At 42.6% G+C, this 20,066-nt stretch carries 15 protein-coding genes; 6 read left to right on the forward strand and 9 right to left on the reverse strand.

What is annotated here, in order from left to right; translation table 11 throughout:
* Positions 1 to 38 precede the first annotated feature (38 nt).
* Both DABAL43B_RS05980 and DABAL43B_RS05985 read right to left on the reverse strand, forming a co-directional pair.
* Entirely contained in the window at positions 39 to 1,217 is a 1,179-nt protein-coding gene (locus tag DABAL43B_RS05980; RefSeq protein ID WP_197684686.1) for an acyl-CoA desaturase, read from the reverse strand.
* A gap of 450 nt (positions 1,218 to 1,667) precedes the next feature.
* Entirely contained in the window at positions 1,668 to 2,396 is a 729-nt protein-coding gene (locus DABAL43B_RS05985) for a glycerophosphodiester phosphodiesterase (RefSeq protein WP_079691526.1), read from the reverse strand.
* Between the two features lie 381 nt (positions 2,397 to 2,777).
* Here DABAL43B_RS05985 and DABAL43B_RS05990 point away from each other — a divergent pair, with 381 nt between their 5' ends.
* Entirely contained in the window at positions 2,778 to 3,701 is a 924-nt protein-coding gene (locus DABAL43B_RS05990; RefSeq protein ID WP_079691527.1) for a hypothetical protein, read from the forward strand.
* A gap of 130 nt (positions 3,702 to 3,831) precedes the next feature.
* Here the strand turns inward: DABAL43B_RS05990 and DABAL43B_RS05995 are convergent, their stop codons facing one another.
* The gene (locus DABAL43B_RS05995; protein WP_079691528.1) at positions 3,832 to 4,428 is read right to left on the reverse strand and encodes a cob(I)yrinic acid a,c-diamide adenosyltransferase; all 597 of its coding nucleotides are present in this window, start codon (positions 4,426 to 4,428) and stop codon (positions 3,832 to 3,834) included.
* 313 nt (positions 4,429 to 4,741) lie between these two features.
* Between DABAL43B_RS05995 and cysS the strand changes: the two genes are divergently transcribed.
* The 5 genes from cysS to pdxH all read left to right on the forward strand — a co-directional run bounded on the left by cysS (position 4,742) and on the right by pdxH (position 12,585).
* Complete coding sequence (cysS, locus tag DABAL43B_RS06000; protein WP_079691529.1) at positions 4,742 to 6,202, forward strand: cysteine--tRNA ligase; 1,461 nt, start codon at positions 4,742 to 4,744, stop codon at positions 6,200 to 6,202.
* A 139-nt stretch (positions 6,203 to 6,341) separates the two neighbouring features.
* Complete coding sequence (locus DABAL43B_RS06005; RefSeq protein ID WP_227516745.1) at positions 6,342 to 8,417, forward strand: mechanosensitive ion channel family protein; 2,076 nt, start codon at positions 6,342 to 6,344, stop codon at positions 8,415 to 8,417.
* 373 nt (positions 8,418 to 8,790) lie between these two features.
* Positions 8,791 to 10,263, forward strand: coding sequence for an IMP dehydrogenase (gene guaB, locus DABAL43B_RS06010; protein ID WP_079691530.1), 1,473 nt, complete (start codon positions 8,791 to 8,793; stop codon positions 10,261 to 10,263).
* Positions 10,264 to 10,515: 252 nt separating this feature from the next.
* Positions 10,516 to 11,883, forward strand: a complete 1,368-nt coding sequence (gene glmM / locus DABAL43B_RS06015) for a phosphoglucosamine mutase (protein ID WP_079691531.1) — start codon at positions 10,516 to 10,518, stop codon at positions 11,881 to 11,883.
* Positions 11,884 to 11,934: 51 nt separating this feature from the next.
* Complete coding sequence (gene pdxH / locus DABAL43B_RS06020) at positions 11,935 to 12,585, forward strand: pyridoxamine 5'-phosphate oxidase (protein WP_079691532.1); 651 nt, start codon at positions 11,935 to 11,937, stop codon at positions 12,583 to 12,585.
* Between the two features lie 168 nt (positions 12,586 to 12,753).
* Here pdxH and DABAL43B_RS06025 read toward each other — a convergent pair whose 3' ends face one another.
* The 6 genes from DABAL43B_RS06025 to DABAL43B_RS06050 all read right to left on the reverse strand — a co-directional run bounded on the left by DABAL43B_RS06025 (position 12,754) and on the right by DABAL43B_RS06050 (position 19,954).
* On the reverse strand, positions 12,754 to 14,031 hold the full coding sequence (locus DABAL43B_RS06025; RefSeq protein WP_079691533.1) for an HlyD family secretion protein: 1,278 nt from the start codon (positions 14,029 to 14,031) through the stop codon (positions 12,754 to 12,756).
* Positions 14,032 to 14,129: 98 nt separating this feature from the next.
* The gene (locus tag DABAL43B_RS06030; RefSeq protein ID WP_079691534.1) at positions 14,130 to 15,746 is read right to left on the reverse strand and encodes an MFS transporter; all 1,617 of its coding nucleotides are present in this window, start codon (positions 15,744 to 15,746) and stop codon (positions 14,130 to 14,132) included.
* 297 nt (positions 15,747 to 16,043) lie between these two features.
* The gene (locus tag DABAL43B_RS06035; RefSeq protein ID WP_079691535.1) at positions 16,044 to 16,673 is read right to left on the reverse strand and encodes a glutathione S-transferase family protein; all 630 of its coding nucleotides are present in this window, start codon (positions 16,671 to 16,673) and stop codon (positions 16,044 to 16,046) included.
* Positions 16,674 to 16,719: 46 nt separating this feature from the next.
* Positions 16,720 to 17,397: a type 1 glutamine amidotransferase domain-containing protein gene (locus tag DABAL43B_RS06040; protein ID WP_079691536.1), complete on the reverse strand. Its 678-nt coding sequence runs from the start codon at positions 17,395 to 17,397 to the stop codon at positions 16,720 to 16,722.
* A 174-nt stretch (positions 17,398 to 17,571) separates the two neighbouring features.
* Entirely contained in the window at positions 17,572 to 18,621 is a 1,050-nt protein-coding gene (locus DABAL43B_RS06045; protein ID WP_079691537.1) for an NADP-dependent oxidoreductase, read from the reverse strand.
* 112 nt (positions 18,622 to 18,733) lie between these two features.
* Positions 18,734 to 19,954 carry an iron-containing alcohol dehydrogenase gene (locus tag DABAL43B_RS06050; RefSeq protein ID WP_079691538.1) on the reverse strand — a complete coding sequence of 407 codons (1,221 nt, stop codon included), beginning with the start codon at positions 19,952 to 19,954 and terminating at the stop codon, positions 18,734 to 18,736.
* Between the last annotated feature and the right edge of the window lie 112 nt (positions 19,955 to 20,066).

The raw sequence follows: 20,066 nt of genomic DNA on the forward strand, positions 1-20,066 counted from the left end.
CACAATATCAAGGCTAAATTATTAATCAGCCGTTAAGCTTAAGCAGCTTTGGCGTCTTGACCGATTGCGCGAAAGGCTGTTTTCAAGTTGCTGTTATGCGCCAGTATTTTTTGTTCAATCTTGGCATAATCTTGCTTCAACTCATCTTCAACTTCATGCAAGCGATCAGCAAACTCAGTCTTTTTCAGCTCAATGGTTTTTGCTTTTAATGCTTGCCATTCTTCGACTGTCTGCGTAAAGGCATCATATTCAAACTTAATACGCTCTTGGAAGCTTTTCATCGCATGAGGAATATCAATACCACTTGATGTTGCCGTATCAATCTGCTGCTGTGCCGCTTTGAATTGCATTTGCACTTCAGCATGCTTGATGGTTGTGTCATCAACGGTACGTAGCTCGCTGGTCAAGCCAAGTTTCGATAAGCCAGCAATTAACCATTTGGTTGGGTCATATTGCCACCATTTTACGCCATTACGATAATCGTATTGGAAGAAGTGATGATAGTTGTGATAACCCTCGCCCCACGTAAAGATAGCTAAGAAGAAGTTATCACGGGCACTGTTGGTATCCGTATAAGGACGCGTCCCAAACATGTGGCATAACGAGTTGATAAAGAAGGTAAAGTGATGGGTCAAAACTAAGCGTAGCAAACCAGCAACGATTAAGGTACCCCAAACATCACCTAGTAACCAGCCAATGGCGGCAACCATACCGACGTTCAGCGCCACGACCCATAGACCATAATATTTATGCTGAATCTGCAAGGTTCTATCTTTGGTCAAATCAGGAATATTTTTATAGTCAAACTTACCGCTAGGGTAGTTGCGTAGCATCCAGCCCATATGACTAAAGAAAAAGCCACGCTTCGCTGAATACGGATCGTCTAAGCGATCATCAACATGACGATGATGGCTACGATGGCCAGAAACCCAGTCAAATGCTGAACCTTGAACCGCTAAGGTAGAACCAAGCAATAAAAAGTTTTTGACGATCGGATGCGCCTTATAAGCACGATGCGACAATAAACGGTGATAACCGGCTGTGATACTGATACCCGTCCACACCATAAAGGCACCAAACACGCCCCAAACCGGTGCGCTGACTTGATGGGTAAACAGATACCATGGGGTAATGATAGCAGCAGCAATAGGCGTGGCTACCAGAATAGTCGCTGGAATCCAGTTGATTGGTGCTTTTGTGAATTCAAACTCGCGCATATCGATGCTGTCCGCACTGGTAGAGACATCTTGCTCTCCAGAAGCATTAGCATAGTTGCGTTTGGCAACCGGTGTCTCATCGAGTGAGTTTTTCGCTTTATTCTCATCGAAACGTGCCTTAAAACGCGTGACTTGAGTGCTGGCGGTTTTCACAAGTGTGTCACCAGATTTGATAGCGAAACGTAAGCCTTTAAGCGGTAAGCCAAGTGCTTTTTTTGCAATCATATAATATCCCTAGCGGTATTAATTTAAGCCTCTATATTACCTTAAATACTTAGTAAAGTGAACACTTATACACTATAAAAATATTGCTAAATAACAATAACTTGTATCGTTTATACCATCTATGATGATAAATAAGCCATGACTTATCAGTTCTTAAGTAAAAGTGTAAGTAGAACGATAAATATGTAGGCTACAACAGCTTCTGTTCGAACACAGTTAACACGCTTAACGTAGCAGAAGAGTGGATGGATAATCGGTAATAATGACGTCGACCTGCCAATCTATAAGCTGTCTAATCGTATCACTATCATTGACCGTCCACGCACTCACAGGCAAGTCATATCGATGACAATGCTGAATGACTTCTTGGTTGAGCAGCGGGTAGTAAATACCAAGTTGCACACAGCCAAGTTGCAAGGCAGTATTCGGCGCAGTTACCAATAAGTCAGGCGTACGAATAAGCAATCCACGTGGGACGTGCGTTAATAATTTGTTGCGTTGCAGTCGTGCATGCAGCTCTACATCAAAACTGGTCAGTACAATAGGTAGGCTGGCAAGTGGGCTATCGACTAGGTCACGCATCAAAGCCTTTATTAATTTGTCATAATCAGTTCTATTATGCGTTTTAACCTCAAGCTCAATATAAGTAAAGCCATGTAGTGCAGGCGCTATGCTAGGCAAAGTAATAATCTGATGACCGAACTGTAAATGGCGTTGAATCTCAATAAGACTTAACTGGTCGATGCGTGATTGCTGCGCGCACATGCGTTCTAGGTCGTCATCATGAAAGACCAATAACTCTCCATCCTTGCTGAGCTGTACATCGAACTCAACACCGGCTAAACGAGCTGTTTGTAAACGTTGAGCATACTCAAATCCTGATAAAGTGTTTTCTAATGCTTCACCGCGAGCGCCACGATGACCGAGTAATAGTGTGTTTTTAAGGTTTATCATAATGAATAACCATAGAATATTTGGAACGTCATCATATAATCTCTAATAAAAAGCGTCTAACAAAATATTTATAACATTCTTTAAAGGCTCGAAAATTTACCTAAGCATCTAGCCATGTATTTGTTCTGACTGTGTATTTGTTGCGTTTTTGCAACCAAAGCTAGGTTTTGGGCACAATGTTAGACGTTATTTGTATATCAATAGGCTACACTGATGACCATTTAATACAAACACCGTATAATAATGTGATTTTCAAATCTATCACAATGAACATTTTTGATTTAATCATTTTTTCATTGTTTTAGTTTGAGTGTCATGGTTTGAACGTCAAATACTGTCCGTCGGTGGCGGTATGAATCAGTAAATTGGAGCAAAATAAATATGAGCGTAGCAAATAAAAGTTTGAGCAAGTGGTACAAAGTTGCTGGTGTTGGCATAGCATGTAGTTTAGCGCTTGCTGGTTGTGACCGCTCAGAAAAAGAAGATACTCCTGAAACGGCAGAGGTTACAGAGCAAGAAACAGAGGTCAGTGAAAATGCAGCTGCCACTGCGGTTAGTTGTGATGATCCAATAGTACAAGATCGCCTCAAATCGGCCTTAAAAAATACGCTCAATCAACAAGCGCAAACACTGGCTACAAGTTATGCTAACGATGCAGAGATTGGTCTAAGCAGTGGCGTTGTCACTACTAAAACCAATGGCATCGTCATCGATATACAAAATGCCGCGACCTTACAAGCAGCTAATGCCAACGGTATGACGACTTGTCAGGCTAGTGTTAGCATGACCTTGCCGAGTGAAGACTTGTATCAAGCCAGCCAAGTTCAAGCGGCTAATAACCAACCAAGTTTGCAATCTCGTTTAGCCCAAGACAATATTCGTATCAATAACAACATGCTCGTTGATGATGCCTTTACTTATGTCGTCGGTACGCAAGGTGGACAAATACGTACCCGTATCGCTGGACAGCCAGCATTGCTCACGGTTGTATCAGAAGTAGTGGCAAGCTCAGTATATCAGTCAGCATTGGAAGAGCAGCGCGCCCAACGTGCAGCACAGCAAGCAGAACGCCGCCGTGAAACAGCGCAAACTAATAACGACAATCAGCCAAGACCAGTAACGCCAGCTGCCCCTGTGCGCCCAGCCGCACCTGCTACGCCGCCGAGTGTGAATCAAAACAATCAAGGTAGCAGCGCTACAACGCCTAGCACCACTGCACCTGCGACCCCAGAAGCGCCAAAATCTACACCTAAAGATGAAAGTATCGATATGGTGATTATTGAAGATGAAAACGCTACTTACTAATCTATAAAGTAAAGCATGGTCAATAAAGTAAAATAAAGTTATTGATAATAAAACGCCCGCAACTTGAAGGTTGTGGGCGTTTTACATTTTACGTTAAATCGTTCAGTTATCAGTTATCAGTTATCAGTTATCAGTTATCAGTGAATTTTTGTAATACTTGACTGTCCCATAGGACTTCAGAGACCTGCTCAGGATCCGTGCAAAAGCGTGCGGCGACAAACAGCCAGTCGGACAAGCGATTGATAAAGCTGACAGCAGTATGGCGAATGGCTTGCGGGCGCTCTTGTTGTAACAATACTGCTTGGCGCTCAGCACGGCGACAGACGGTACGTGCCACGTGTAATTGGCTAACCAATAACGACCCTGTCGGTAAGATAAAATCTTTCAGCGGTGGCAACGTGCTATTCATTGCGTCAATCTGTTGCTCTAACCAATCGATATGAGTCGCATTGACACCTTCATATTCTGGCATCGACAGCTCACCGCCGATATTGAATAATAAGTGTTGAATAATAATCAATGCTTGAGAGAAATCTTCTTTTTGAATAGCGTCCGTCACCGTTTGCGTGAGCTGCGCGCGTACTAAGCCAATATGTGAATTAAGCTCATCAATATCGCCCATCACGCTGAACAGACTATCAGCTTTACTCACGCGGCTGCCATCTGCCATGCCGGTACTGCCATCATCTCCAGTACGAGTATAAATTTTGCTTAAACGATTGCCCATCTCTATATCCTTACCTGTCATTATTTTTCATTATTAAAAATTATCACATTAAAAAGTAATACTTGATTTAAGTATGTTGCTTGCGCGATAGAAGAAGCTTGCTCACGTACTTAAAAAAGGTTACTTGTGCGCTCATTGTAGTATTTTACGAGTATTTTCGCTAAGATAATGGGTTAAGTTTTATATTGCTGCTTTTTTAAAATAATCACGACGTTATTTACCTTTGCATAAATAAACGTCTTTATTTGCTAAGCGTGCATTATTGTTAGACTTGTTTTTTTTCTTATACTTTTAATCAAAAGGCTACTACGTTATGACAACCCCACTTGCCGACGCCATGTCACAGCTCTCGATATACGATTCATTAACTGGGCGTAAGCAGTCATTTAAACCGCTGGTTGAGGGTAAAGTTGGCATGTATGTATGCGGGATGACGGTTTATGATTATTGTCATATCGGTCATGCGCGGGTGATGGTTGGCTTTGATATGGCGGTGCGCTGGCTTGCACAATTGGGTTATGAGGTGAATTACGTACGCAATATCACCGATATTGATGACAAAATCATCACTCGTGCTGCCGAAAATAGGGAAGAAATCGGCGCGTTGACACAGCGTTTTATTACCGCCATGCACGAAGATGCAGCGGCGCTCGGCTGCTTGTCACCTGATGCAGAGCCGCGTGCGACTGACCATATCGATGAGATGCAGCAAATGATTGAGACGTTGGTTACGGGTGATTACGCCTATGCTGGCGATAATGGCGACGTCTATTATGCGGTTGATAGCTTTGCTGATTATGGCAAATTATCTAAGCGTAATCTTGATGAGATGCAGGCAGGTTCGCGGGTTGATGTCGAAAACGACAAGCGCAATCCATTTGATTTTGTGTTATGGAAAGCGGCGAAGCCTGATGAGCCGCAATGGGCATCACCTTGGGGTCAAGGACGTCCAGGCTGGCATATTGAATGCTCAGCGATGTCGACCAAATGCCTTGGCAATACTTTTGATATTCACGGCGGTGGACATGACTTACAATTTCCGCATCATGAAAATGAAATTGCCCAATCTGAAGCGGCTACTGGTTGTGAATACGCACGTAACTGGATGCACGTCGGTTTTATCAATGTCGATGGGGAAAAAATGTCTAAGTCGCTAGGTAACTTCTTTACCATTCGCGATGTGATGGCACAATATCTGCCAGAAACGGTGCGCTTTTTCTTATTATCGAGTCATTATCGTAGCCAAGTAAACTTCTCTGATAGCGCGTTAGACGAAGCGCATAATAGCCTAAGCAGACTGTATCAAGCACTTAAAGTTGCTGAACAACAAAAAGGTGAAGAAATCATCATTAATGATAAATTGCTGAATACCGCGTATGCAAGCGCTGCCGGACAAGACTTTATCAAAGCCATGAATGATGATTTTAATAGCTCAACGGCTATCAGTGTGCTGTTTGGATTGGCACGTGATATTAATAAAGCGGGTAAAGTAGAAGATGTAGAGAGTGCGTGGCAGTTAGCGCAGCACTTAAAGGCATTGGCACAAACGCTGAATATTTTACAGCAACCTGTCCAGCAGTTTTTGCAAGCCGTTATTGGTGAAGCAGCAGAAAATGGTTTAACAGATGAAGCTATCGATGGCTTAATTGTTGAGCGTGCTGATGCCAAAACCAATAAAAACTTTGCTCGTGCTGACGAGATACGTGTACAGTTAAAAGACGCGGGTATCGAGCTTGAAGACAGTCGCGCTGGCACGACTTGGCGACGTGCTTAACGCAATAGCTAAAATTAATACGTGCTAAAGCAACCAGTATGCTTAGAAATTTATACTCAGAAATTAAGTCAGCTTAGCGCTGGCTTTTTTTTGTAGAGTACATTAGCTTAACCTTATACATAGGTCAGATATATATCGTATGAAAAACAATCATCAGTCTTTGGCTTCTAACTTGGATTCTAACAACGTTCAAGCTTTGCAATGCGGCATGGGTGACAAAGGCATCAATTCTGGCGACGCCAAGAGTGAGGTCTTTACTACTTTTACTGTTGGCGATAAAAAGATTATTAAGCACTCAAACGTATGGCAATTTACCCTCAGTATATTTGTCATGATATTGAGTGTCGTTTATGTTCCTGTATATGCCGCTACTAGTGATGATCTAACGGTTAATAATCAAAAAGATGTAAAAGCTCAAAATTATGACGCAGCAGAAAAAAGTACTGTACCAGAAAATATAGTTGATTATGCAGCGCAGAAAATTGAGGATATTAAAGCAGAAGGAGTCAGCGTTTCTGCCATCGCAGAAGAAATGACTAGTCCGATAGAAAAAAACACGGTGCAGCAAGCAGGGGTGCTACAAGGAGATTCTGGTCTTACCGGTGATTATAATGAAGGCTATTATTCTTTAAATAAGCTCAATGCCGGTTTGCCGCCATTATCTGAGCCGCCGAATTTGTCGACACCCCTTGCAACCTTAGAGTTTTTCCAATCAGCAGTCATGAAGCAGCAATATGATTTGGCTGCTTATGCGCTGAATATGAACTTGATTGATAGTGAGTTACAGCGCAGTCGTGCGATAGATCTTGCCAAACAACTGGATTTTTTGCTGGTCGAAAAAAAACTCTATGTATTTGATAAGTTGCCTGATCGTCCTGATGGCTTGATTGAACCACCTCTTGGCAGTACTAGTAGCATTCAAGGTATTCCTAGACGTTCGATTCAGCTCGGTTATATCGATTATCGCGAGCGCCGAGTACCGTTGCATCTAGAGCGCATACGCATTGGTGATGGCGCGCCTTTTTGGGTGTTTTCAGCGCAGACCGTTTCGAACATCGATAAGCTTTATGAGCAGTATCATCCGGCAAAGTTTGAGCGCTATTTGCCTAGTTGGACAAAGCTAAAGTTTTTTAGCATTGCTATCTGGGAGTTTTTAGCGTTATTTATATTCTTCTCGTTTACCATGGGTATAGGTTGGCTATTAAGTACAGCCGCTGGCAAGCTCCTTAATTGGTATGTCATGGATAAAGAGGGCAACCGTCTTAGTACGCTTCATCACAACGGTGTGGAAGATTTGGTCAATAAGTTGACCGTGCCTTTGACTTTTACTATCAGTTTTTCCTCTGTCTATACTTTAGTATCGGGCGGCTTTCCTTATTTGGATGCATTGGCCTCATCAACCCGACCTATTATTTGGGTGGCACTGGTATTTAGTGCGATGTGGCTTGGTATCCGTGCCACTAACTTTTTTGCCAATCGCTATAAAGATTTGCAAATCGAAAATTTAAGCGATGAGCATTTTGATAAAAGTCGCCGCCGTCGCACTTATGTTTCTATCTTTCGTCGTGTTTTTATCTTTGTCATGATTCTTGGCGGTATTTGGATTGGATTGAGTGAATTTACCAATATCGATGGGCTTGGTAAAACCTTATTAACTTCAGCAGGGATTGCAGGTGCTGTCATTGGTATTGCCGCGCAGCCTATTTTAGGCAATATCATCGCAGGGATGCAGGTCGCGATTACCCAGCCTGTGCGTATCGGCGATACGGTGATGATGGAAGGTGAGTGGAGCACAATTGAAGATTTGGGTTATACCTATGCGGTACTAAAAACATGGGATGAGCGGCGTTTGATTGTGCCCATGCGGCATTTTATTACTGAGATTGTGGAAAACTGGTCGCATACAGAGTCACATCAAACGTCAGTGATTTACTTATATGTCGATTATGGTGCTGATATTGCCGCCATTCGACAGAAATATATTGAGTTGGTAAAAGAGAATGCGCTATGGGACAGTGAAACGGAGCCTGAAATGTTTACGGTATCCGTATCAGAAACTAGCATTAAGCTCCGCTGTAGCCAAGCAGCTAATACTCCTTTAGATGCATGGACGCTTGAATGTGAAGTGCGTGAGCAGATGCTAAGCTATTTGTATGAGCAACAACAAGCCTATCTACCGGCTGAGCGTTTGATATTTAAAACCAATCATGATTAGATATCAATGATTATGTTCAGCAAATAACAGTGTTGTTATAGCAAAATAAGCTGACAAATAAGTCATGCGAAAGCTTGCATTATTTGTTATAATATGGCGTTATTTTTAAGGGATAATTCAGTAGTTAAGCGTTGTGTAATCAGATTTTGGGATATCTAGAAGCGCTGTATTGGCGAGTCTATTGAACCAATGATTTAATTACCAATGATAAATTGGTAACGTGCCGAGCGAATGTACATACTTAGTGTTTGTTCCTCACGGTTTTATCATTTTTTGCTAGGTTTTAATGACCTGATGATTTTGATAAAGCGTCAATTTATCGACTTGATACTGCATTACCCGCCCATCAAAATAACCACTACTAGGGGTCTGTATGTTGCGAATTGTCGATGAAGCCTTAACCTTTGATGACGTTTTATTGTTGCCAGCTTATTCTGAAATTCTACCAAAAGCGGCTAATTTAACGACCCGCCTAACAAAAAGCATCACGCTAAACTTACCGCTAATCTCTGCTGCTATGGATACGGTTACTGAGTCTGAGATGGCCATTACCATGGCTCAGCTTGGTGGTTTAGGTATCTTGCATAAAAGCATGGATATCGATAAGCAAGCAATGCAAGTACGCCGCGTCAAAAAATTTGAAGCGGGTACCGTCGTAGATCCTATTACCGTTCATCCAGAGATGACGATTGGTGAGTTATTAAGATTGACCCAAGATAATAATATCTCAGGTGTACCGGTGGTCGAGAAAGGTACCGATAAAGTAATCGGTATCGTTACGCATCGTGACTGGCGTTTTGAAACCAATTTATCGTTACCGGTCAGCCATATCATGACGCCAAAAGAGCAGCTCGTTACCGTTAAAGAAGGTGAGAGCAACGAAAACATTAAAAGATTGCTACATGAACACCGTATCGAAAAAGTAATCGTGATTAATGATGACTTTCGTTTGCGCGGTCTGATTACCGTCAATGATTTTGCCAAAGCTGAAAATAACCCAAATGCTTGTAAAGATGAGCAGGGTCGTTTGCGTGTTGGCGCGGCTGTCGGTACTGGCGCAGATACACAAGCGCGCGTTGAAGCGTTAATTGCTGCTGACGTTGATATCATCGTTGTTGATACGGCGCATGGTCATTCAAGAGGCGTGATTGATAAAGTATCTTGGATTAAAAAGAATTTTCCGCATGTGCAGGTTATCGGCGGTAACATTGCCACGGGTGACGCCGCTAAAGCGTTACGTGATGCCGGTGCAGATGCGGTAAAAGTTGGTATCGGTCCAGGATCTATCTGTACCACACGTATTATCGCTGGTGTTGGTGTGCCGCAAATATCTGCGATTGATAATGTTGCAAGCGCTTTGCAAGACAGTATTCCATTGATTGCTGATGGTGGTATTCGCTACTCTGGCGATATGGCAAAAGCCATTGCCGCAGGTGCGTCATGCATCATGGTTGGCTCGTTGATGGCAGGTACGGAAGAAGCACCGGGTGAAGTTGAGTTGTTCCAAGGTCGCTACTATAAAGCCTATCGCGGTATGGGTAGTCTAGGCGCCATGTCAGGTCAAAATGGCTCATCAGATCGCTATTTCCAAGACGCCAAAGATGGGGTAGAAAAATTGGTACCAGAAGGTATCGAAGGTCGTGTACCGTATAAAGGTCCAGTTGCTGGTATCGTCAACCAGATGGTTGGTGGCTTGCGCTCATCAATGGGTTATACGGGTTGTGCAACGATTGAAGAGATGCGTACCAAGCCACAGTTTGTCAAAGTGACTTCAGCGGGTATGAAAGAATCACATGTCCATGATGTGCAGATTACTAAAGAAGCGCCTAACTATCGAGTCGACTAAGTACACTTTGACTCTCTATGATGCTATGAATGCTTATAATTCAGGGCCTTGCAGAGTTAAGTGACGTCAAGATACAAACAGCCAACAATGCCCCGTTATTGTTGGCTGTTTTTTTTGTAAAATACAACAATAGATTATTCTAATAATTATTTATATTTACTTATTACAATCACTGATTATAGTTACTGATTGCAATTACTTCGCCTGCGTGTACGTCTGGTTTTTTACTTTTAGACTTGAGGAACAATAATAATGAGCTATTTTGGCACTGATGGTATTCGCGGTAAATTTGGTGAGCTGCCAATTACCCCTGATTTTATATTGAAATTGGGCTATGTAATGGGACTCGTGCTGATAGAAAACAATCATAATTCTGCTCGTAAGCCAAGTGTCGTGATTGGTAAAGACACTCGCCTATCAGGCTATGTGATTGAAGGTGCACTACAAGCGGGCTTTAATGCGGCAGGTGTCGATGTGCATATGCTGGGGCCATTACCAACGCCTGCTATCGCTCATTTAACCCGTAGCTTTAATGCCGATGCTGGCGTTGTTATTTCTGCCTCACACAATCCGTACTATGATAATGGCATCAAATTCTTCTCAGGCGACGGCAAAAAATTAACCGATGCGATGCAAAATGCCATTAATGATAAATTAACGGCCATTATGATTTCCTCTGATAACAATGATGTACTGATGCCGATTCTTGATCCGGCACAATTGGGTAAGAATAATCGCATTAACGATGCAAAAGGGCGTTATATTGAATTTTGTAAAGGTAGCTTTCCTTATCAATACGATTTAAATCATTTAACCGTGGTCGTCGATTGTGCAAATGGCGCAGGCTATAGTGTTGCACCCCGAGTCATGCGTGAGCTTGGTGCTAATGTGATTGCCATCAACAACAAGCCCGATGGCATCAATATTAATGCTGACTGCGGCTCGACCCATCCTGAAAGCCTACAAAAAGCGGTACTCAAGTATGAAGCTGATGTCGGTATTGCCTTAGATGGCGATGGCGACCGTATCGTGATGGTCGATGAAGCCGGTAATCTGGTTGACGGTGATGGTATTCTGTATTTGCTTGCGACCCAAGGTCAAAACAAGGCTAAAGGCGTCGTTGGGACACTAATGAGTAATATGGGTTTAGAGTTGGCATTAAAGGATGCTGATATCGAATTTACCCGTGCAAAAGTGGGCGATCGCTATGTGATGCAAGAGCTTGAAGCAAACGGTTGGATACTAGGCGGTGAGCCATCAGGTCATATTTTATGCTTGGATAAAAGCCGAACGGGCGATGCTATTATTGCAGGCTTACAGGTGCTCGCGGTGATGCAAGCACGCGGCAAAGCGCTGAGTGATTTGACCGAAGGCTTTGAGGTATTACCGCAAAAACTGGTCAATGTGCGCCTGTCTCAAATGCAAGATCCCTTTGAACATGAAGAACTGGTTGCCGCTTTTGATAAAGCCCGTGCTACTTTAGAGGGGCGTGGTCGTTTGCTTATTCGCCAATCCGGTACAGAGCCGATGATTCGAGTGATGGTTGAATCAGACGATGAGATAGAATGCGATGTCATGGCGAATGATTTGGCAGACAAAATCAAGGCCGTATTGGGCTAACAGTATTTACATATAATGATATTAAAATAAGCTATTAAAAAAGGAATTATCATGAGTATGGACTTTACCGATCAGCGCTTATCCTACGAAAAAGGCGAGCTTGACCAGCAGTCAGTACCTGAATCACCGTTTGAGCTGTTAAAATCTTGGATGAATGAGGCCATAGAGGTACAAGTGCAAGAGCCGTACGCGATGAGCTTAGCTACTTGCGGGGCGGACAACAAACCCAGTGTACGCATTGTATTGATGCGTGAAATTACGGATAAAGGTATCGTTTTTTATACCAATTACGAAAGCGCTAAGGGTCAAGATATCGCCGAAAATCCAAATGCCGAAGCACTATTTTTTTGGCATAAACTTGAACGTCAAATTCGTATCAGCGGCAGTATCGCTAAAATTGACGCCGACAAGTCTGCTACTTACTTTCAAAAACGTCCACATGATAGCCAAGTGGGCGCGTGGGTCAGTCAACCGCAAAGTGGTGAAGTTGCCAGTCGAGAAGTAATGGAGCAGACGTTTGAGCAATTACAAACAGATTATCCGGAAGGCACAGCAGTACCAACGCCAGAGTTTTGGGGTGGCTATGAGATTACGATTGAGAAAATTGAGTTTTGGCAGGGTCGTGCCAACCGTATGCATGACCGCATTGTCTACATCCGCGAAAATAGCGAAAGCTGGAGTACAAAACGCTTCTTACCTTAAATCTTTAAGATACTTAAGCTTAGATATCAGTAGAAAATAATTAAGTTGCATAAAAAAGCCACTTTAGATGTCATGCTAAATATGACGCCTAAAGTGGCTTTTTATTATGCTTTCTTTAATAAAAAAGACTTCAATCAGTGCTTAGCTGAGACTATGAATTCAGTATTATTACTTCGTATCAACATCGACTGATACTGACATACCGGGACGCAGTTGAGCAAGTTCAGGCTGATTTTGGTCTAAGTCAATACGTACTGGGATACGCTGAGCTATTTTAATATAGTTACCTGTGGCAGGATTAGCGGCGCCGGCACTAAACTCACTACCGGTCGCAGGCGAGATGTTACTCACGTGACCCGTAAATTTAGTACCACCAAGCGCATCAACACGAATAGTAGCTGGTTCACCAACAGTCATATTGGCAACTTGTGTCTCTTTAAAGTTAGCAATAATCCATATACCTTTTGGCACGATATACATCAGTTGTGTACCGGCGCTGACGTATTGACCAGTTTTAACGCTCACTTGACTTAACTGCCCTGATTCAGGAGCAGTAATAACTGTATTCTCCAAATTAATTTGCGCTTGCTTAGCACCGGCTTCAGCATTTTTAATATTGGCATCGAGTGACGAGCGGCTACCACTGGTTTTCTCACGCGCTTGACGGGCAACTTGTAAATTCGCTTCCGCTTGCTGTACGCCTGCCTGTGCTTTGGCAAGTTGTGCTTCGGCATGAGCGACTTCAGCTTTTGAGACTGCACCAATAGCAACCAGTCCTTGATAGCGTTTCACATCCTCACGAGCACTATAAACACTGACTTTTTCGCTATTTAGATCTGCTTCGCGCGCCTCAATTTGTGCTTGGTTTGTTCCAGTATCTTGGGTATTACTAGAGCGATTGGTCTTGGCAACTTCAATATTAGCCTGCGCTTGTTCAAGCTGCTGCTGAAAGGTGCGATCATCTATTTTTACTAATAAATCACCTGCTTTTACGCTGGCAAAATCTTGTACGGCAACCTCAGTAACGTAGCCAGAAACCTGCGGACTGATAACGGTGGTTTGACCTTTTACAAAGGCATTATTCGTTTGCTGCACGGTTGGTGTAAAGGGCGGTAATTTCCACGCATAAAGAATTAATGCGACACCAATGACAATCAATGCAATCAGTAAACCTAAATTAAAAAACGATTTTTTCTTAGGTGACCAGCCAGTTGAGTCGGGGATAGGCTCTACTGGTGGCATTGGCGTGTCATCTACTAACTCATCAGTTTTAACGTTATCCGTATTTACACCTTCATTAGGCTCATCAGATTTGTTTAAATGAGGACCCGTTTCGGGTGCAGCTGTCTCAAGCTTAGCTGTTTCAGATGCTAAGTCCGCTGGCGTTATAGTTGTTTTGTTAGGTGCGCTCGCATCATTTAGATTATTGGGTTTGTCTTCATTCATGAAGCGCTCCTAATGTATTTAATAGACATAGTAGATAATTTTAAAATAATAATCATAGGATTGGGATAGAGAGTGAATAATAAAAATTGCACCATTAGCTATTTTTGTTCTCTCATCTTCGCTAAAGCGGCAAGCTCTTTAGCCAGTGGATTGCGTTTATGATAGCGATAATAAAAATAAACAATCAATAGATAAATTGTTGTAACGCTAGCGCTCACTGCCATTAAAAAGAATAAATCATCGTAAGCGGCGACGGTTGCTTGACGCTGGATACCTTGGAGAATCTGCGTCATCATGGCAGGATTATCACCATTCATTGAGCCGACCATATCCGCATAATGCATTTGTGTACGAATAGTGGTAAAGGCTTGAATGGCTGCTGCACCTGCTAAACCGCCAACAGTTTGTGAAATACCAAAAACGACCGAAAAACTAATAATATAAGCAGGACCGTTGGCAATAGCACGAAACATGCCCTCAAATACCATTGGACCCATAAAGTAAACGGCGGCAAAAGCGATCATAAACTGACTGAGATAAAACATCGAAGGGGCAGAATTTAGCGACACACCTGTGTCTATCCACGCGCCAATGGCAATGAGGGCAACAGCAAAAATCACTGGTCGACGTAGATCCATCGCATTGGTGCTAAAGATACTAATCACCAATGCCAATACGCTGGCTACCAATATCACTGCATAAAAAACAATCAGCTGATCATTACCATAGCCAAGATTTGCCAATAGACCTGCTGCACCCACGCTTTGCTCAGACAGCAAAATACGCATCAATGCACCGGTAATCATAAAGGCAATAATAGTACGGCTACGCATCCAGCGTACTTGTAACATTGGGTTTTTACGGTGGGTTTCAATCCATAAGGCGATAGTAATGGTGACGACCGCAATAATTAGCGGATAGCTGAGCCAAGGGGTTGTCCACCATAAGATACGCCCTTGTACTAAGAACACCGCCAACGCAGCAAGACCACTGGCAAAAAATGCAAAGCTGACGATATCTAGCTTCTCAAAAACCTTTTCGGTATTACCGGGCGGCAGCTCTAATATATTAATGAGGCCAAAGCAAATCAGTGCCAAACCAACTTGAAATAAAAATAAATTCTCAAGCTGACCATCAACCGCCAAGTAGGGCGAGATGATACGCGATAACGGAATGCCAAATTGTACTAGGCCAAAGCCTAAAATTAAGCCGCTGATACGCTTAGCCGTAGGCATGCCTTGTAGACAATAAAAAATAGACAATACCGTCATTGCACTGGCAACCACACCACTAAAACCTCGAGCGACAAGTTCTAAATAGTAAGGTTCAATTCTGATACCAGTCGTTGTACTCAGAAGATTGCTACTAACCAACCATTGCATGCTGGTTGCGGCGAGTAGAAAAAATAAGGTGATTTTGCTAAACAGCGACATGCCAAACTGTTGGCGAATTTTATATAACAGCACAGTGACGCAGGCATTAGTCATATTGTAGGCGACTGATATCCAACCGCCTTCTACTGGCGTTAAGCCCATTTCACCTTGGATTTGAGTGAGGTTAGCCACCAATAGACCATTTTGGAAGCTGGCCGTTAAACCAATAAAAATACCGATGAGCAGATAAAATACCTTGCGGCGTGTAGGATGGTCGGGAGTGGCGGGCGAGCCGAGCATAAATGGCTGTTCATGCGGCTTAAACTGATAGTCGGTACTCATTGGCAGGCAATTAACTGTATAGGAAAGTGAAGTGACATAGCATGACTCTTGGACTAGAAATACATTGTGCCAGTTGGGCTAGCAGTAATTGAGTACGGGGATATTTTATTTCACTCCCATACAAAATAAAAAACAGCCTAAAGACTGCCTGAGTTATTTTATCATAATTTTTATTCAGCGTTTGTAACCGACACCAAATCTATAACCATTAGCTACTAATAAGCCCGACAAAAAAAACAGCCCTTTAAGAGCTGTTTTTTTTGACTTTAAATAATGAGCAAAATATTTGGCTGATGACTACATTGATTCATCGTAGTTCGCTTCTAAACGCATCGCACGCTGGTAACTATCAAGGCTTGCCAACTGTAGAGCGTATTGCTTAATATTGGTATAATCTTCCAACGCCCCACGTTTAGCCAGCATAATTAAGTCAAACGATAACATAAAGTCAGCACCGCTTAATTTATTGCCAACGATAAATGATTTACCTGCCACTTTATCGTTTAAATAACTTAGCAACTTATGCTTTTCTTGAGCGATATAACCTTTCAAAAAATCATTATCGTCAACGCCTGCTTTATTGGTAAATAACTCAAGTAGCAGTGGCAACATCAGCGAGCTTTCCGCAAAGTTAATCCATTGTAAGTAATGACCATAATCTGCGCTGTCGACAGCAGGGCACAAACTATCTGGTGCAAAACGTTCAATCAATAGCTCAGTAATGGCCCCTGATTCTGCGTAAAGCTCGCCATCCATCTCAATAACTGGAGACTTACCAAGCGGATGGACGGCTTTTAGACTGTCTGGCGCTAGATGCGTCTTAGCATCGCGCTGATGGCTAATGATTTCGTAGGGTTGCCCCAATTCTTCTAACAGCCATAAGGTACGTAATGAGCGTGATTGATTAAGGTGATGCAGTCTAATCATGATGTCAGCCTTTTTGCTATATTTTAATTTGCCGTGTTTTTATGGGTTAAGCTTGCAGCTTTGCAAGCAAACGTTTAGCGGCTTCTTCTGATGACGCTGGGTTCTGACCAGTGATTAACAAACCGTCTTCAACCACATATGATTCCCAATCCGCTCCTTTTTTATAGTTACCGCCATTGGCTTTAAGGACATCTTCTAATAAGAAAGGCACCACATCAGTGAGCTGAACGCCTTCTTCTTCAGTGTTACTGAAACCTGTTACAGTTTTACCTTTAACCAAGTATTCGCCATCAATTTTGACGTTTTTAAGCGCGGCAGGTGAATGACAAACGAAAGCGACCGGTTTGTCTTGCTTAACAAACGTCTCAATCAAATTGATAGAGTTTTTATCGACAGCTAAATCCCATAATGGACCATGACCACCAGGATAGAATACGGAGTCGAAATCTTCGGCTTTCATATCAGCCAGTTTTTTAGTATTGGCAAGATCCTTTTGAGCATCGGTATCTTCTTTAAAACGCTTGGTATCTTTTGTTTGCGCATCTGCTGTGTCGCTACTTGGATCTAGTGGTGGTTGGCCGCCAGCAGGTGAAGCAAGTGTCACATTGACGCCAGCATCAAGAAAAGCGTAGTAAGGAGCCGCGAATTCCTCTAGCCAAAAGCCTGTTTTTTTACCAGTATCGCCCAATTTGTCATGTGACGTTAGTACCATTAAAATATTCATAATTATCCTTATTTATTGTTTGGATGTATCATTTTGGATGTATCATTAATAACTAGCAGTCAGCATAAATAAAATCGTTTTTACTAAACGCTGACTGCACATAGTATTGATGTTTTAAGTGTTATTTTCAGTGGTTGTCTTAACGACTTATGTTGTTAAGTGGTTATTTCAAAGTTATTTAACATCAGCAACTTTGACGACTGTTTTACCGAAGTTTTTGCCATCTAGCATATCAAAGAACGCTTGCGGGGCTTGAGCTAAGCCATCGACGATATGTTCTTTGGTTTTTACTTTACCTGAGTCAATCCAGTCGCCCATAATTTTTAAGAACTCAGGGAAGTGGTCGCCATATTCTTCAAAGATAATAAAGCCTTTGACCGTTAGGCGTTTACTTAAAATATTGCCCATCAGTACACCCAAGCGGTCTTTACCATCAGGCAGTTCAGTGGCGTTATATTGCGAAACCAATCCGCATACTGGGATACGTGCATGAGCGTTTAGCAGCGGCATAACCGCATCAAATACTTTACCACCGACGTTTTCATAATAGATATCGATACCATCTGGGCAAGCGGCTTTTAATTGCTCGGCAAAATCATCGGCTTTATGGTCGATACAAACATCAAAGCCAAGCTCATTAACCGCGAAGTCGCATTTCTCTTTACCGCCTGCTATACCGACAGTATGCAAACCAAGCTCATTACCAGTTTGTCCAACGGTTGCACCGACAGGACCAGTCGCCGCTGCAACGACTAAGGTTTCACCTTTTTTTGGTTTGCCGATATCGGTCAAACCCATATAGCCTGTAAAACCTGGCATACCAAGCACGCCCAAACCATAAGAAGGATTGGTCATATCTTTGTCAAGCTTTAGTACGCCTTCGCCATCACTGACGCTATAATCCTGCCAGCCTGAATTTGACACAACCAAATCACCGACCGCAAACTTATCGATATTTGATTCGACTACCTGTGCAACCGTGCCACCGAGCATCACATCACCAACTTGTAGCGGGTCAGCATAGCTTGCGGCATCACTCATACGTCCGCGCATATAAGGGTCAAGTGACATATATACGGTACGTAGTAACATTTGCTTGTCAGTTGGCGTTGGAATATCACCGATAGCTAGCTCAAAATTATCAGCAGTTGGTGCGCCATGTGGACGGCTGGCAAGTTTGATTTGACGGTTTTGTTTTTGGTTCTGATTGTTGTCAAAACTCATAATTATATTCCTTACTTTATTTATGATTATTCATTTTCTTAATTAGTCTGTTTTTAACATAACAGTCACTCAATACTGAATAGCTGCTATTTCTTGCTAATTTGTAAAAAGACTAAGCGTTACTACTAACGGCGCGATCTAGAATACGACGTGATACGGCCAAATCATTTTTACCATGTTCGCCCAACTTCACCATTTTATGAGCTTCTAACTGTTTGATGATTGGATCGATGGCAGAGGCGTCTAAGTCTGCATCTTCTAAGCTAACAGGCAGTCCAAGCTCACGGAAGAAGTTTTCAGTGTGAACGATAGCAGCTTCAATGATGGCATCATCATTTAGCTCAGTACCATTATTGTCGGCTGTAATGTTCCATACATTACGCGCATATTGGAGCAATTTATCTTTTTTACTGTCTTTTAGCTCACGCATAACCGATGGCAAGACAATCGTTAGCGTACGGGCATGATCAATCGCATGTAATGAAGTCAATTCATGACCAATCATATGTGTCGTCCAATCTTGCGGAACGCCCGTGCCAATCAGACCATTCAAGGCCATGGTCGCTGTCCACATTAGATTTTTACGCGTCTCTAAATTCTCTGGGTCAGCTTTAACCGCTGCGCCTTCTTCAATCAAAATCTTAAGTAAACTTTCAGCGAAGCCGTCTTGGACTTTTGCGTTGACCGGATAGGTGAGGTACTGTTCCATCACATGGACAAATGCATCAGCGACACCGTTCATGACTTGGCGTTCAGGTAATGTGAACGTTTTAGTAGGGTCTAAAATTGAGAATTTAGGGAAAGTAAGCGCATTACCAAAGGGTAGTTTTGCTTGGCGTTCGCTATAGTTAATCACACCGCCTGAATTCATTTCAGAGCCAGTCGCTGGTATGGTTAATACCGCACCCAAATCAACCGCTGAATCAATTTTTCTACAGCCACTGGTTAATGCTTCCCAAGCTTTTTCACGTGATACCGTACCGTCTTCTTCAGTAAATGATGATACCAACGCGACAAACTTACTACCGTCAATCACAGAGCCACCACCGACAGCTAATAAGAAATCAATATTATGCTCATTGACCATATCAGCCGCTTTTAACAAAGTAGTGAATTCTGGGTTGGCTTCAATACCACCGAACTCAAATACCTCACGGTTGCCATTGGCTGACAAAGCTACTTTGACTTCATCTAAGGTACCGGTACGCTGTGCTGAACCGCCACCATAAGTAATTAGCACACGCGCATCGGTGGGGACTAAGTCTGATAGCTGTTTGATTTGGTCTTCACCGAAGACGATACGTACTGGGTTGTAATATTGAAAGTTATTCATAGTATTCCTAAAGCTTAATAAGCGTTTAATGAGTGTTTTAAAATTGAATATAAGTTATGTATGTTCTTTACATCTGTCCGCATTGTACATTAATTAGACCGGTCGTCTATAA

It is taken from the genome of Psychrobacter sp. DAB_AL43B, assembly GCF_900168255.1.
In the GTDB taxonomy this organism is placed as follows: domain Bacteria; phylum Pseudomonadota; class Gammaproteobacteria; order Pseudomonadales; family Moraxellaceae; genus Psychrobacter.